The following is a 16446-nucleotide window of genomic DNA, read 5'->3' as shown; positions in this document are numbered from 1 at the left end:
TGTTCTGGGAGGTCAGGCTGCGCATCTTGTTCGTCTGCACCGGTAACATCTGCAGATCGCCTACGGCGGAACGACTTTCAGTCCGAATGGCCGCGCAGATGGGTATTCCCGACTTCACCGCGACGAGTGCGGGAATCTACGCCGTGATCGGACATCCGGTACACGAGCTCGCCGCTGACGTCCTGACCCGACTGGGCGGAGACCCGACCGGTTTCGCCGCACGGCAGCTGACCCCGCCAATCGCCTTTGACGCCGACCTCATCCTCACGATGACCGAGGTGCAACGCACTGCGGTATTGGAACTGGCGCCGCGACAGTTTCGAAAAACGTTCACCCTCGGGCAAGCCGCGCTCCTGACGTCTACCTACGAGCCACGCACGGTCGCCGACCTGGCCGCGCTGCGTCCTCGCCTGGCCGAGCATCACCCGGTTGAAGTCGCCGACCCCATCGGCCTGGATCGCGAAACGTTCGAGGCCGTGGGCCAGCAGGTCGCCGCGCTGCTGCCACCTGTTCTCGCACTATGCCGGGACGCGGCTCAGTAGACGTAGTTCGCGTAGGGCGCGTTTTCCGGGTTCTTCATCTCCCAGTCAAGAACTCCGTTGTCACGCCGAATGAAGTCATCCACTCCCAGTTCGACGAAGCGTTCGTGAATACGGTCGTTGTAATGGAGCATGAACGCGCGGACAAGGCGCTGGATTTCAGGATTACGGGTCCGCTGTGTGTTTCCGCATGACAAATTGTTGTTGTACTGGATGTATCCCCAGTTCTTGATATGACACATACGTGTCGTGAGGAACGTTCGGAGGATGAGTTCGTAGTCTTCACAGGTGTGCAATTCGGAGCTGTATCCGCCGGCAGCCTGGTATCCGCGGCGGGTCCAGGCTCTGAAATGGTTCGGCGCCGCAACGATATGACGAATGGTCTTCGAGTTGACTTCCGGAGAATTTGCCACCAGATACATGGAATCCTTGTGGTATTCACCTCGGTAGCTGCCGAATCCGAACCCCCAGCCTTCCGGGAATGTCGCGTTCTCCCCACTTTCCAGAATGTCGGCGCAGTCCGAGTAGAAGAAGCCGGCATCGGGGTACTTTCGGTGCGCCTCAACCAGGTGAAATAACGCATCGGGGAGCAACTCGTCGTCATGGTCCAGCTCGAGCAGCAGGTCACCGATTGCGAGGCCGCACGCCCGTCGCTTCACTTCGCCGATCGCCCCCGACGGCCGATCACCTCGGTGAACGCTGATGCGGTAGTCGCTTCGTGCAAGTTCTCGCAGCTCATCGAAAGTCGCGCCGTCGTCGGGTGAATCGTCGTAGATCACCCACTCCCAGTTGGTGTAGGACTGCGCAAGGAGCGACGATAGAGGGCGATTAATCTTCGGCCCCGTAAGGTAGGCAGCGGTGAAGACGCTGACTAGTGGCTGATCCGGAAATCTCCGCTCCGTCGCATTAGCGACGTAGTTGTGAAGTATTTGCTCCGCAACATTTGAGAAATCGACGTCATCCAGGGAGAAGTGCAGCCACCGCTTGCGAATTTCCATGGGCGCGTTCATAAGTTCGGGAAAGGACTCCTGATCTTCGCCGAACGTGATGAAAACTTGCGGACGATGTTCTACAACGATACCGCCAAAATTCGAAGTACTGTCGAATGCGAAGATGTCGAACCGATCGGCTTCCGTCTCAAACCCGTGCCGTAATCTTATTTTGTTGAGTTTTTTCGAGTCGGTCAAACCGAACGCGCAGACTCTAATCAAATCGAATGACATCTCAATCCTGTCGCAGCGCTCAGTGTTGGCCGTGATTCGTCGATGCTCGATGCTCGCGCGGGCGGGTGTGGTGGCAGCCAATATAAATGACGTGCGTTTCCAGCACGAGCGGTTTCGCATCGGATGGACGAGCCCCTGAGAGGCTTGCCGTCCGCAGCCAACCACAGCCGATCCTTTGCTGACATCCCCGTGCCGCGTCGGGTACACGCTGACAACGTCGCGGTTCGCCGCCCCGTTTTCTCGGCGCGCCCACTTTCTGGCCAACCACGAAGGCTTGAGCCGGTCCCGTAGGAGCCCGCCTCGGCCAGCCGGCGGATCCAATATCGGGGATTCGCCGAGATAATTGACGCATGCGTTCTAAAATACCCGCAGCTTGGAGGTCTGCGCGGCGCGATGGGTCGTGGTTGTAGGCCGTCAGAGCTCCATGCCGAGGAAGTGAGGTAGCTCCTATGGCGCGTCATCGGAAGTCAACAGCACGGCTGAGCAAAGCGCTTTCCAAAGCGCTGTTGACGATGATGGCGGCGTCGACGGCCGTCGGCGCGGTCGGTGCGCCGGTGGCGTCGGCTTTGCCAAAAGATCCGAATCCCGTCCCTGGCCAGCCCCGTCCCAATCCAAGGCCGATTACCGCTGGCCCGCCAAAGCGTCCGCCGCTACCTGCCGGCGCGCCATCTGCAGGATCCACGCCGACGCCCGTCGGGTCGACGTCGAGCGGCTCGGCCGCGCCCTCATCACCTGGGCCAACTGCGCCTAGCACCAATACGAACGCCAACCCTGGCAGTGTCCCGGCGCCACCGCGGTGGAGGCCGCCGCCGTGGGTTCGCCTACCGCCATTCCCGTGGCCGCCGAAACCGCCCCACCCACCTGGCCCACCCGGCCCGCAAGGTCCGCAAGGCCCACAGGGGGCGCAGGGCGCTCAGGGCGCACAGGGGGCCACTGGTTCGACGGGGGCACAAGGAGCTACCGGCGCCCAAGGTACGACAGGAGCTCAGGGCGCCACCGGTGCGCAAGGAGCCACCGGAGCTCAAGGCAGCACGGGCGCTCAAGGTGCGACCGGTGCTCAGGGAGCCACGGGTGCGCAAGGAGCCACCGGAGCTCAAGGTGCAACAGGTGCACAGGGCGCGACCGGCGCAACAGGCGACACCGGAGCCACCGGCGCCCAAGGTGCAACCGGAGCCACCGGAGCCACCGGAGCCCAGGGTGCAACAGGCGCGCAAGGCGCCCAAGGCGATACCGGAGCCACAGGCGCTCAAGGTGCGACCGGCGCAACAGGCGACACCGGCGCTCAGGGCGCGACCGGAGCCCAAGGTGCGACCGGCGCTCAGGGCGCGACCGGCGCAACAGGCGATACAGGTGCCGCCGGCCCACAAGGAGCCACAGGCGCAACAGGTGCGCAAGGCGATACCGGAGCCACCGGCGCCCAAGGTGCAACAGGCGCCCAGGGTGCGACCGGCGCTCAGGGCGCCACCGGCGCAACAGGCGACACCGGAGCCACCGGAGCCCAAGGCAGCACCGGCGCACAAGGCGATACGGGCGCTCAGGGTGCGACCGGCGCAACAGGCGATACAGGTGCCGCCGGCCCACAAGGAGCCACAGGCGCAACAGGTGCGCAAGGCGATACCGGAGCCACCGGCGCCCAAGGCACGACAGGCGCCCAGGGTGCGACCGGAGCAACAGGCGCCCAGGGCACCACCGGAGCCCAAGGCAGCACCGGCGCCCAAGGTGCAACAGGAGCCCAAGGCGCACAAGGCGATACCGGAGCCCAAGGCAGTACGGGCGCTCAGGGTGCGACCGGCGCAACAGGCGATACAGGTGCCGCCGGCCCACAAGGAGCCACAGGCGCAACAGGTGCGCAAGGCGATACCGGAGCCACCGGCACCCAAGGTGCAACCGGTGCACAGGGCGCCACCGGCGCAACAGGCGACACCGGAGCCACAGGCGCCCAAGGTGCGCAAGGCGATACCGGAGCCACCGGCGCCCAAGGCACGACAGGTGCCCAGGGTGCGACCGGCGCAACAGGCGATACAGGTGCCGCCGGCCCACAAGGAGCCACAGGCGCAACAGGTGCGCAAGGCGATACCGGAGCCACCGGCGCCCAAGGCACGACAGGCGCTCAAGGTGCAACAGGCGCGCAAGGCACCACCGGCGCTCAGGGCGCGACCGGCGCAACAGGCGACACCGGAGCCACCGGCGCTCAAGGTGCAACCGGTGCACAGGGCGCCACCGGCGCAACAGGCGACACCGGAGCCACAGGCGCCCAAGGTGCACAAGGCGATACCGGAGCCACCGGCGCCCAAGGCACGACAGGCGCTCAAGGTGCAACAGGCGCGCAAGGCACCACCGGAGCCCAAGGCAGCACCGGCGCTCAGGGCGCGACCGGCGCAACAGGCGATACCGGAGCCACCGGCGCCCAAGGCAGCACCGGCGCACAAGGCGATACCGGAGCCACAGGCGCTCAAGGTGCGACCGGAGCCCAAGGCAGCACCGGCGCCCAAGGTGCAACAGGAGCCCAAGGCGCACAAGGCGATACCGGAGCCCAAGGCGCTCAAGGTGCGACCGGAGCCCAAGGCAGCACCGGAGCCCAAGGCAGCACCGGCGCTCAGGGCGCGACCGGCGCAACAGGCGACACCGGAGCCACCGGCGCCCAAGGTGCAACCGGCGCACAAGGCGATACCGGAGCCACAGGCGCTCAAGGTGCGACCGGAGCCCAAGGCAGCACCGGAGCCCAAGGTGCGACCGGCGCTCAGGGCGCGACCGGCGCAACAGGCGATACAGGTGCCGCCGGCCCACAAGGAGCCACAGGCGCAACAGGTGCGCAAGGCGATACCGGAGCCACCGGCACCCAAGGCACGACAGGCGCCCAGGGTGCGACCGGAGCAACAGGCGCCCAGGGCACCACCGGCGCCCAAGGCGATACCGGAGCAACAGGCGCCCAGGGCAGCACCGGGGCCCAAGGCGCACAAGGCGATACCGGAGCCCAAGGCAGTACGGGCGCTCAGGGTGCGACCGGCGCAACAGGCGATACAGGTGCCGCCGGCCCACAAGGAGCCACAGGCGCAACAGGTGCGCAAGGCGATACCGGAGCCACCGGCACCCAAGGCACGACAGGCGCTCAAGGTGCAACAGGCGCGCAAGGCACCACCGGCGCTCAGGGCGCGACCGGCGCAACAGGCGACACCGGAGCCACCGGCGCTCAAGGTGCAACCGGTGCACAGGGCGCCACCGGCGCAACAGGCGACACCGGAGCCACAGGCGCCCAAGGCAGCACCGGCGCACAAGGCGATACCGGAGCCACAGGCGCTCAAGGTGCGACCGGAGCCCAAGGCAGCACCGGAGCCCAAGGCAGCACCGGCGCTCAGGGCCCGACCGGCGCAACAGGCGATACAGGTGCCACCGGCCCACAAGGAGCCACAGGCGCAACAGGTGCGCAAGGCGATACCGGAGCCACCGGCACCCAAGGCACGACAGGCGCTCAAGGTGCAACAGGCGCGCAAGGCACCACCGGCGCTCAGGGCGCGACCGGCGCAACAGGCGACACCGGAGCCACCGGCGCCCAAGGTGCAACCGGCGCACAAGGCGCCACCGGCGCAACAGGCGACACCGGAGCCACAGGCGCCCAAGGTGCACAAGGCGATACCGGAGCCCAAGGCGCTCAAGGTGCGACCGGAGCCCAAGGCAGCACCGGAGCCCAAGGCAGCACCGGCGCTCAGGGCGCGACCGGCGCAACAGGCGATACAGGTGCCGCCGGCCCACAAGGAGCCACAGGCGCAACAGGTGCGCAAGGCGATACCGGAGCCACCGGCACCCAAGGCACGACAGGCGCCCAGGGTGCGACCGGAGCAACAGGCGCCCAGGGCACCACCGGAGCCCAAGGCAGCACCGGCGCCCAAGGTGCAACAGGAGCCCAAGGCGCACAAGGCGATACCGGAGCCCAAGGCAGTACGGGCGCTCAGGGTGCGACCGGCGCAACAGGCGATACAGGTGCCGCCGGCCCACAAGGAGCCACAGGCGCAACAGGTGCGCAAGGCGATACCGGAGCCACCGGCACCCAAGGCACGACAGGCGCTCAAGGTGCAACAGGCGCGCAAGGCACCACCGGCGCTCAGGGCGCGACCGGCGCAACAGGCGACACCGGAGCCACCGGCGCTCAAGGTGCAACCGGTGCACAGGGCGCCACCGGCGCAACAGGCGACACCGGAGCCACAGGCGCCCAAGGTGCGCAAGGCGATACCGGAGCCACCGGCGCCCAAGGCACGACAGGTGCCCAGGGTGCGACCGGCGCAACAGGCGATACAGGTGCCGCCGGCCCACAAGGAGCCACAGGCGCAACAGGTGCGCAAGGCGATACAGGTGCCGCCGGCCCACAAGGAGCCACAGGCGCAACAGGTGCGCAAGGCGATACCGGAGCCACCGGCACCCAAGGCACGACAGGCGCTCAAGGTGCAACAGGCGCGCAAGGCACCACCGGCGCTCAGGGCGCGACCGGCGCAACAGGCGACACCGGAGCCACCGGCGCCCAAGGTGCAACCGGCGCACAAGGCGATACCGGAGCCACAGGCGCTCAAGGTGCGACCGGAGCCCAAGGCAGCACCGGCGCCCAAGGTGCAACAGGAGCCCAAGGCGCACAAGGCGATACCGGAGCCACAGGCGCTCAAGGTGCGACCGGAGCCCAAGGCAGCACCGGAGCCCAAGGCAGCACCGGCGCTCAGGGCCCGACCGGCGCAACAGGCGATACAGGTGCCACCGGCCCACAAGGAGCCACAGGCGCAACAGGTGCGCAAGGCGATACCGGAGCCACCGGCACCCAAGGCACGACAGGCGCTCAAGGTGCAACAGGCGCGCAAGGCACCACCGGCGCTCAGGGCGCGACCGGCGCAACAGGCGACACCGGAGCCACCGGCGCCCAAGGTGCAACCGGTGCACAGGGCGCCACCGGCGCAACAGGCGACACCGGAGCCACAGGCGCCCAAGGTGCACAAGGCGATACCGGAGCCACCGGCGCCCAAGGCACGACAGGCGCACAAGGCGATACCGGAGCCACAGGCGCTCAAGGTGCGACCGGAGCCCAAGGCAGTACGGGCGCTCAGGGTGCGACCGGCGCAACAGGCGATACAGGTGCCGCCGGCCCACAAGGAGCCACAGGCGCAACAGGTGCGCAAGGCGATACCGGAGCCACCGGCGCCCAAGGCACGACAGGCGCCCAGGGTGCGACCGGAGCAACAGGCGCCCAGGGCACCACCGGAGCCCAAGGCAGCACCGGCGCCCAAGGTGCAACAGGAGCCCAAGGCGCACAAGGCGATACCGGAGCCCAAGGCAGTACGGGCGCTCAGGGTGCGACCGGCGCAACAGGCGATACAGGTGCCGCCGGCCCACAAGGAGCCACAGGCGCAACAGGTGCGCAAGGCGATACCGGAGCCACCGGCACCCAAGGTGCAACCGGTGCACAGGGCGCCACCGGCGCAACAGGCGACACCGGAGCCACAGGCGCCCAAGGTGCGCAAGGCGATACCGGAGCCACCGGCGCCCAAGGCACGACAGGCGCCCAGGGTGCGACCGGCGCAACAGGCGATACAGGTGCCGCCGGCCCACAAGGAGCCACAGGCGCAACAGGTGCGCAAGGCGATACCGGAGCCACCGGCGCCCAAGGCACGACAGGCGCTCAAGGTGCAACAGGCGCGCAAGGCACCACCGGCGCTCAGGGCGCGACCGGCGCAACAGGCGACACCGGAGCCACCGGCGCTCAAGGTGCAACCGGTGCACAGGGCGCCACCGGCGCAACAGGCGACACCGGAGCCACAGGCGCCCAAGGTGCACAAGGCGATACCGGAGCCACCGGCGCCCAAGGCACGACAGGCGCAAGGCAGCACCGGCGCCCAAGGTGCAACAGGAGCCCAAGGCGCACAAGGCGATACCGGAGCCCAAGGCGCTCAAGGTGCGACCGGAGCCCAAGGCAGCACCGGAGCCCAAGGCAGCACCGGCGCTCAGGGCGCGACCGGCGCAACAGGCGATACAGGTGCCGCCGGCCCACAAGGAGCCACAGGCGCAACAGGTGCGCAAGGCGATACCGGAGCCACCGGCGCCCAAGGCACGACAGGCGCCCAGGGTGCGACCGGAGCAACAGGCGCCCAGGGCACCACCGGCGCACAAGGCGATACCGGAGCCCAAGGCAGTACGGGCGCTCAAGGTGCAACAGGCGCGCAAGGCAGCACCGGCGCCCAAGGTGCAACAGGAGCCCAAGGCGCACAAGGCGATACCGGAGCCCAAGGCAGTACGGGCGCTCAAGGTGCAACAGGCGCGCAAGGCAGCACCGGAGCCCAAGGTGCGACCGGCGCTCAGGGCGCGACCGGCGCAACAGGCGATACAGGTGCCGCCGGCCCACAAGGAGCCACAGGCGCAACAGGTGCGCAAGGCGATACCGGAGCCACCGGCGCCCAAGGCACGACAGGCGCCCAGGGTGCGACCGGAGCAACAGGCGCCCAGGGCACCACCGGCGCCCAAGGCGATACCGGAGCAACAGGCGCCCAGGGCAGCACCGGGGCCCAAGGCGCTCAAGGTGATACAGGTGCCACCGGAGCCCAAGGAGCCACTGGAGCCCAAGGAGCCACCGGCGCAACCGGCGATACCGGAGCAACAGGCGCCCAAGGCACCACGGGTGCCCAAGGTGCGACAGGCGCGCAGGGCGATACCGGAGCCACTGGCGCAACCGGTGCACAAGGCACCACCGGCGCCCAGGGTGATACAGGTGCCACCGGAGCCCAAGGAGCCACCGGCGCACAAGGCGCGCAGGGCGATACAGGTGCCGCCGGCGCAACCGGCGATACCGGAGCAACAGGCGCCCAAGGCACCACCGGGGCCCAAGGAGCCACCGGGGCCCAAGGCGCTCAAGGTGATACAGGTGCCACCGGAGCCCAAGGAGCCACTGGAGCCACCGGCGCAACCGGCGACACCGGAGCAACAGGCGCCCAAGGCACCACGGGTGCCCAAGGTGCGACAGGCGCGCAGGGCGATACCGGAGCCACTGGCGCAACCGGTGCACAAGGAGCCACCGGCGCCCAGGGTGATACAGGTGCAACCGGAGCCCAAGGAGCCACTGGAGCCCAAGGAGCCACCGGAGCAACAGGCGATACCGGACCAACAGGCGCCCAAGGCACCACGGGTGCCCAAGGTGCGACAGGCGCGCAGGGCGATACCGGAGCCACTGGCGCAACCGGTGCACAAGGAGCCACCGGCGCCCAGGGTGATACAGGTGCCACCGGAGCCCAAGGCACCACCGGGGCCCAAGGAGCCACCGGAGCAACAGGCGATACCGGACCAACAGGCGCCCAAGGCACCACGGGTGCCCAAGGTGCGACAGGCGCGCAGGGCGATACCGGAGCCACTGGCGCAACCGGTGCACAAGGAGCCACCGGCGCCCAGGGTGATACAGGTGCCACCGGAGCCCAAGGCACCACCGGGGCCCAAGGAGCCACCGGAGCAACAGGCGATACCGGAGCAACAGGCGCCCAAGGCACCACCGGGGCCCAAGGAGCCACCGGCGCCCAGGGTGATACAGGTGCCACCGGAGCCCAAGGCACCACCGGGGCCCAAGGAGCCACCGGAGCAACAGGCGATACCGGAGCAACAGGCGCCCAAGGCACCACCGGGGCCCAAGGAGCCACCGGAGCAACAGGCGATACCGGAGCAACAGGCGCCCAAGGCACCACCGGGGCCCAAGGAGCCACCGGGGCCCAAGGCGCTCAAGGTGATACAGGTGCCACCGGAGCCCAAGGAGCCACCGGAGCAACAGGCGACACCGGACCAACAGGCGCCCAAGGCACCACGGGTGCCCAAGGTGCGACAGGCGCGCAGGGCGATACCGGAGCCACTGGCGCAACCGGTGCACAAGGAGCCACCGGCGCCCAGGGTGATACAGGTGCCACCGGAGCCCAAGGAGCCACTGGAGCCCAAGGAGCCACCGGAGCAACAGGCGATACCGGACCAACAGGCGCCCAAGGCACCACGGGTGCCCAAGGTGCGACAGGCGCGCAGGGCGATACCGGAGCCACTGGCGCAACCGGTGCACAAGGAGCCACCGGGGCCCAAGGCGCTCAAGGTGATACAGGTGCCACCGGAGCCCAAGGAGCCACTGGAGCCACCGGCGCAACCGGCGACACCGGAGCAACAGGCGCCCAAGGCACCACCGGGGCCCAAGGAGCCACCGGGGCCCAAGGCGCTCAAGGTGATACAGGTGCCACCGGAGCCCAAGGAGCCACTGGAGCCCAAGGAGCCACCGGAGCAACAGGCGATACCGGACCAACAGGCGCCCAAGGCACCACGGGTGCCCAGGGTGCGACAGGCGCGCAGGGCGATACCGGAGCCACTGGCGCAACCGGTGCACAAGGAGCCACCGGCGCCCAGGGTGATACAGGTGCCACCGGAGCCCAAGGCACCACCGGCGCACAAGGCGCGACCGGCGCTACCGGCGCAACCGGAGCACAAGGGGCGCAGGGCGCGACTGGTGCCCAGGTGGGGTACGTGACGATTTCAGGTTGCACCGGCTCGCTGACGGGGCTAACAGGTACCTGCAACTCGAGCGTTTCCAGCGCCGGCGTGTACATGGTGCCGGCTTATGCGGTTGATGCCAGCACGAACAAGGGCGGGGATGTCAACGCGCCGACGCTTACGGGAGGCACCTGCACCAAGCTCTACGACATGTACTCCACAGTCGGGGGAGGCCTTCTCGGCTTTGCCAATATCCCGGTGGGAAGTGTGTACCGATGCACCTAAATCAGAGCGAGCTACCCAGTGTTGAACGCGCCGAGATCGTCCCCTCAGTTGCGCAATACGACGGCGCCGATGAGGTACCGGTGGGCGCGATGAGCCTATGGCTTCGGCCTCACGACGATGTCGGGCTTCATGGAGCAGAGACCTTTTCACAGCAACGAGGAGTGGAGTGCTGAATGTATTCACAGCTTGAGGTAGAGCCGGTCGTCTCGACCCACAAGACCAACGCGAGATGGCTTTCCGCGGAGAGACTCTCGTTAATCGTGCCAGGGTTCCTGGCTGGGTGTCTAGGCGTACTCATTCTCGCGCAGCCGTTCGCGATGAGAGGTGTTCACGGGTCGGCAGCGAGCGGTCTGGGTTACGACGATGGCATCTTGCTGGGGTCGGCGATCAGGCTGATCCACGGCGATCTGCCGTACGGCAGCTTCCTGTTCCTGCATCCCCCGGGCATGTCTGTCCTGATGTCGCCCATCGCTGCGGTCAGTGTTCTCGCAGGTTCATCGACGGCGCTGGTGTTGGCCCGTATTGTGACCATACTGGTTGCCATTGCGAACGCGGTGCTGGTGGCTTCAGTGGTGCGTCGGCGCGGCCCGGTCGCATCATTGGCCGCGGGCGTGTTGTTCGTATTGTTTCCCTTGGCAAGCAACGCAACTCACACATTGCTGCTCGCGCCATACACAGTGCTGTTCTGCTTGATCGGTGCCGCCTTGCTCTTCCAATCCGGAGACATCGCAAGTCCGCGCCGAGTCCTTCTGGCGGGATTGGCCTTCGGGTTTGCTTGCACTGTGGAGTTGGCGGCCATACCCGTAGCGTTGGCCGCCGTGGTCGTGGTCGCCGTGGCGCGGCGAAAGTCCGCGCTGAGGTTGACCGCGACCATGGTCGGTACGTTCGTGGTGGTCTGCCTGCCGTTCTTCGCCGCCGCCCCCGGCCGATTCATCGACGACGTCGTCGTCGCTCCGTTCCAACATGAGTGGGCAGGTAATGCGTCGGTAGTGTTCAAAGTGCGGCAACTGGTTGGTGCAGAAGGTATTTCATGGATAGGCGTGCCCAACATCGTTGTGATCGTCGGCGCGCTGTTGCTGATCGCGGGTTTCGCCTACTGGGTGTTCAGGTCGCGTACTGATTTCGTCGTCAACGACTGGTTCGTGGTGGCAGCCTTGGTGGCCACCGTCGCCGTGGCAATGGTTGGCGGCCAGCTGTATTCGCAGCAGGCGTATCTGCCGGCCGCGTTCATGAGCATGGCGGCGGGCTCATTGGTTGCAGCGCTGGCGAAGCGTTTCATCTCCACTCAACGAGCAGCACTGACGTGCCTCGTATTGGCCGGTGCACTGTCCGCAGTAATGATGGTGCAGGCGGGCGCTCACGCTCGCGCACTACTCGCAGGGTCGTTCAACCCGGCGGACGTCATACAGGCAGCCGTCCCCGATGGGTCATGTCTGGTAACCGACCTCACCACATCAGCCGTGGTCGCGGACCGGTTCACCTCGAACAGCAGCACGTGCCCGACGATGGTCGATCCGTATGGGGAGTGGATTGCGCGGACTGATCAACACGGGCTGTACACCGGCACGTACCCGACGGACTTCGTGACCACATTCGCCGACAAGCTCAACCGCGCGGACTACGTCGCCCTCGTTGCGCCACTCAGCAGTTACATCCCGTGGACTCCCGAGCTGAGTCAATGGTTCCTGTCGAGTTTCGATACCGTCCAACAGACTTCGACAGTGACGGTCTACAAGCACATCAAACACGTTGCGCCACCGACCAAATTCACGACGTTCGTTGGGATGTCCACCGGCGCAATCATCGCGCAGGGCATCGAGGCAGAGGGTAACGGGGACCTTGACGCCGCGTTCGGGTCTTACCTGACAGCCGCCTACCGCGATCCCGACAACAAGTTCGTCCACTTCAACTTGGGCCACCTCTATCAAGAGCGAAACATGATTGCGGAGGCGGAACGCGAATACGGCATTGCGCTGGCCATCGACCCTGCCTTCGCAAAACCGCTGTACAACCTCGCCGTCATGAACACTGATTCCAACCCCGCGCGGGCGATCGCGCTGTACCGACGAGTTCTCGATCTGAATCCCGACTCGCCTGCCGCGAAGTTCAATCTCGGTGTCTTGATGGTGCGGTCCGGCGACGCCGACGGTGTCAATCTGATCCGCGATGTCGTTGCCGCGGACCCCGCTTTCGCCAAGAGTGTCCCGCCGGACATCAAGTTGAACTGATCGGCTGCCGGCGCGACGCGAGGAGATCACATGGCCCAGACGATCTGTCTCAACATGATCGTGAAAGACGAGCGACACGTCATCGGCCGCTGTCTGGAATCGGTGAAAGGACTGATCGATCACTGGGTGATCGTCGATACCGGATCCAGTGACGGAACGCCCGAGCTCATCGAAGAACTGCTGGCCGATATCCCGGGCGAACTGCACCACCGTCCGTGGCAAGATTTCGGCACCAACCGCTCCGAGGCGCTCGAACTAGCCCGTGGCAGAGCGGATTTCATGCTGATCATCGACGCCGACGAGCAGCTGGTGGTGCCGGATGGATTCCAGTGGCCCGTCCTCGATCTGGATCACTACGACGTGCTGCACGCCAATGGAGTCGCCGAGAACGTGTTCTGGCGACGAAGCCTGCTACGCGACAGTTGCGAGTGGCGCTATGTCGGCGTACTCCACGAGTTCCCCGCGTGCGACATCGAACGCCCCGGTGGTCGGCTTGACGGTCCGTGCATCGTCGGCTACTTCGACGGCGGACGGAGCCAAGTCAGCCTGCACGAGAAGTACAGCAACGATGCTCGAATCCTGGAGCGCGCGTTGCAGGACGAGCCTGACAATGACCGCTACGTGTTCTACCTTGCCCAGAGCCATCGCGACGCCGGTCACTTGGAACGGGCGTTGGCAACGTACGAGCACCGGATCACCATGGGCGGGTGGGACGAAGAAGTCTGGTATTCCATGTACCAATGCGCCTGTATCGCTGAACGCCTGGAGTTGGACGAGTCCGTGGTGATTCATCTTTATATGCGGGCGTACGACTTTCGGCCGACGCGCGCCGAAGCGCTGGGCAACTTGGCGCGTTACCTTCGGGAGCACAATCACATGGCCTCGGCAAGGCTGTTCGCAGCCGCAGGTTTGGAGATCGAAAAGCCCACGGACACACTGTTTCTCGACATCGAGTACTACACCTGGCGGTGCCTGGACGAGCTATCGGTCGCCGACTACTGGCTGGGTAACTATGCGAACAGCGCGGAGGTGTGCCGAGAACTGCTGGAGTGGTCGGAGGTACCGGAGGCTCACAAACCGCGCATCAAGGCCAACCTCGATTTTTCATTGCAGAAGCTGTCATCCGATGCGCCCTATTCCGCAAAGCACGCGCTGTCGACCGTGCACCAGGCCGGCCACAGATTGCGGAGTAGCTGACCCTCTGGGCCCGGCGCGCTGATAGCTACTCAAGCCTCACAGACAGCGCTCGATGTCGGCGATGGCCTCCTCCGGGCGGATGTCTCCGGAAGACATATAGGCCACGGCATCGCAGTCCGCGAGGGCCGCGTGATATCGGTCGTGGCGACCTTTCCGGTCAGGGCGTCGAGCTTGGCGAAGGTCGCCGCGTCGCGCCCCGCCTTGTCCGCGCTCGAGGTGATGACGGCCGCCAACTCCAGCCCGGGGAACGCGACCGCTGATCGGATCGCCGTGGACCCCATATTTCCTGTTCCCCACACCACAATCCGCCGCATTTGTGCACCGTACTCCACCCCCGAGTGACCATCCTCACACCTCGTTGAAATCGCTGGTCAGGGAGTTTTTGACGGGTCCGATGGGACTCCGATCAACTACTGGGTTGGTGCTTGGGTACAAATTGCTCGCAAGTGCTTTGCGATGAAGTTACCCGGCGGTATAGTTAGCCGCAGTTACTGGTGGGTAACTTAGCCCTGAGTACCCAACCGACAGTTCCATCTCATCGAGGAGAAATCGTGGGCCACTACAAGAGCAACGTCCGTGACCAGGTGTTCAACCTGTTCGAGGTCTTCGGCGTAGACAAGGCAATGGGTGAAGGCAAGTTCGCCGACCTGGACGCCGACACCGCCGGGGAAATGCTCAACGAGATCGCGCGCCTCGCTGAGGGCCCGATCGCCGATTCGTTCGCCGACGGCGACCGCAACCCGCCGGTCTTCGATCCCGCGACCCACACCGTCACGCTGCCCGCGCCCTTCAAGAAGTCGATGCGCGCACTGCTCGACGGCGGCTGGGACAAGGTCGGTCTGAAGGAGGAGCTCGGCGGCATGCCGATGCCCCGCGCGCTGCAGTGGGCACTCATCGAGCACGTCCTCGGCGCCAACCCGGCCGCCTACATGTACGCCATGGGCTCGGGCATGTGCGAGATCTTCTACAACAACGGCACCGACGAGCAGAAGAAGTGGGCCGTCCTCGCTGCCGAGCGCGGCTGGGGCGCCACCATGGTGCTGACCGAGCCCGACGCCGGCTCTGACGTGGGTGCCGGCCGCACCAAGGCCACCCAGCAGGCCGACGGCACCTGGCACATCGACGGTGTGAAGCGATTCATCACCTCGGCCGACTCTGACGACCTGTTCGAAAACATCATGCATCTGGTCCTGGCCCGCCCCGAGGGCGCCGGCCCGGGCACCAAGGGTCTGTCGCTGTTCTTCGTGCCGAAGTTCCACTTCGACCCCGAGACCGGTGAGCCCGGCGAGCGCAACGGTGCCTTCGTCACCAACGTCGAGCACAAGATGGGCCTGAAGGTTTCGGCCACCTGTGAGCTGACGCTCGGCCAGCACGGCACGCCCGCCGTCGGTTGGCTCGTCGGCGAGGTGCACAACGGCATTGCGCAGATGTTCGACGTCATCGAGCAGGCCCGCATGATGGTCGGCACCAAGGCCATCGCGACCCTGTCGACCGGCTACCTGAACGCTCTCGAGTACGCCAAGACCCGCATCCAGGGTGCTGACCTGACCCAGATGATGGACAAGACCGCTCCGCGTGTCACGATCATGCACCACCCGGACGTGCGCCGGGCGCTGCTGACCCAGAAGGCCTACGCCGAGGGCCTGCGCGCCGTGTACCTGTACACCGCGTCGTTCCAGGACCCCGAGGTCGCCAAGCTGGTCCACGGTGTGGACGCCGAGCTGGCCTTCAAGGTCAACGACCTGATGCTCCCGATCGTCAAGGGTGTCGGTTCCGAGCGGGCCTACGAGAAGCTGACCGAGTCGCTGCAGACCTTCGGTGGTTCCGGCTTCCTGCAGGACTACCCGGTTGAGCAGTACATCCGTGACGCCAAGATCGACTCGCTGTACGAAGGCACCACTGCCATCCAGGCGCAGGACTTCTTCTTCCGCAAGATCATCCGCGACAAGGGCCAGGCCCTGGCGTTCGTGGCCGGTGAGATCGAGCAGCTGATCAAGAACCAGGACGGCAACGGCCGTCTGAAGGCCGAGCGCGAGCTGCTGGCCACCGCTCTGGGCGACGTGCAGGGCATGGCTGCCACCCTGACCGGCTACCTGATGGCCGCTCAGGAAGACCCGAAGTCGATCTACAAGGTCGGCCTGGGCTCGGTCCGCTTCCTGCTGGCCGTGGGTGACCTGGTCATCGGCTGGCTGCTGCTGAAGCAGGCCGCTGTCGCCATCAAGGCTCTGGACAACGGCGCCACCGGCGACGACCGTGCCTTCTACGAGGGCAAGATCGCGTCCGCATCGTTCTTCGCCAAGAACATGCTGCCGCTGCTCACCAGCACCCGGACCGTTCTCGAGTCCATCGACAACGAGACCATGGAGCTGGACGAAGCGTCCTTCTGATCCACAAGAAAACAGCAGCCCTCGGCGTATGCCGGGGGCTGCTGTTTTTGCATTGACCGACTCCCCCAATTTGACCGTGCGTGAGCGCAGAGGTTTTGCGAGTAGCCGT

7 protein-coding genes and 1 pseudogene are annotated in these 16446 nt (G+C 66.2%); 5 read left to right on the top strand and 3 right to left on the bottom strand.

What is annotated here, in order from left to right; all coding sequences use genetic code 11:
* Positions 1–17: 17 nt before the first annotated feature.
* Positions 18–542: an arsenate reductase/protein-tyrosine-phosphatase family protein gene (locus ACX12F_RS01230; RefSeq protein WP_459370205.1), complete on the top strand. Its 525-nt coding sequence runs from the start codon at positions 18–20 to the stop codon at positions 540–542.
* Here the strand turns inward: ACX12F_RS01230 and ACX12F_RS01225 are convergent.
* Together ACX12F_RS01225 and ACX12F_RS01220 are read right to left on the bottom strand one after the other, a co-directional pair.
* Complete coding sequence (locus ACX12F_RS01225) at positions 536–2026, bottom strand: glycosyltransferase (RefSeq protein WP_459367907.1); 1491 nt, start codon at positions 2024–2026, stop codon at positions 536–538. The two genes, ACX12F_RS01230 and ACX12F_RS01225, sit on opposite strands and share 7 nt — an antisense overlap.
* Before the next feature lie 193 nt (positions 2027–2219).
* Complete coding sequence (locus tag ACX12F_RS01220; protein ID WP_459367906.1) at positions 2220–2531, bottom strand: hypothetical protein; 312 nt, start codon at positions 2529–2531, stop codon at positions 2220–2222.
* Between the two features lie 230 nt (positions 2532–2761).
* Between ACX12F_RS01220 and ACX12F_RS01215 the strand changes: the two genes are divergently transcribed.
* The 3 genes from ACX12F_RS01215 (at position 2762) to ACX12F_RS01205 (ending at position 13950) form a co-directional block, all read left to right on the top strand.
* On the top strand, positions 2762–10525 hold the full coding sequence (locus tag ACX12F_RS01215) for a beta strand repeat-containing protein (protein WP_459367905.1): 7764 nt from the start codon (positions 2762–2764) through the stop codon (positions 10523–10525).
* Positions 10526–10842: 317 nt separating this feature from the next.
* Positions 10843–12753, top strand: a complete 1911-nt coding sequence (locus ACX12F_RS01210) for a glycosyltransferase 87 family protein (protein WP_459367904.1) — start codon at positions 10843–10845, stop codon at positions 12751–12753.
* Between the two features lie 30 nt (positions 12754–12783).
* Positions 12784–13950: a glycosyltransferase gene (locus ACX12F_RS01205; RefSeq protein ID WP_459367903.1), complete on the top strand. Its 1167-nt coding sequence runs from the start codon at positions 12784–12786 to the stop codon at positions 13948–13950.
* Between the two features lie 39 nt (positions 13951–13989).
* On the opposite strand, the pseudogene ACX12F_RS01200 reads toward ACX12F_RS01205, so the two are convergent.
* Positions 13990–14264 (bottom strand): annotated as a pseudogene (locus tag ACX12F_RS01200) (dihydrodipicolinate reductase); the annotation flags it as partial.
* Between the two features lie 237 nt (positions 14265–14501).
* On the opposite strand from ACX12F_RS01200, the gene ACX12F_RS01195 reads away from it, so the two are divergent.
* Positions 14502–16337: an acyl-CoA dehydrogenase gene (locus tag ACX12F_RS01195; protein WP_459367902.1), complete on the top strand. Its 1836-nt coding sequence runs from the start codon at positions 14502–14504 to the stop codon at positions 16335–16337.
* Positions 16338–16446: the final 109 nt, after the last annotated feature.

This window comes from Mycolicibacterium sp. HS_4_1 (genome assembly GCF_054515875.1).
This window is presented reverse-complemented; position numbering and strand designations above follow the sequence as displayed.

Excerpts from the sequence above, each read along its gene's own strand:
- ACX12F_RS01210 (WP_459367904.1), top strand. The coding sequence starts at position 10,843 with ATGAGAGGTGTTCACGGGTCGGCAGCGAGCGGTCTGGGTTACGACGAT.
- ACX12F_RS01205 (WP_459367903.1), top strand. The coding sequence starts at position 12,784 with ATGGCCCAGACGATCTGTCTCAACATGATCGTGAAAGACGAGCGACAC.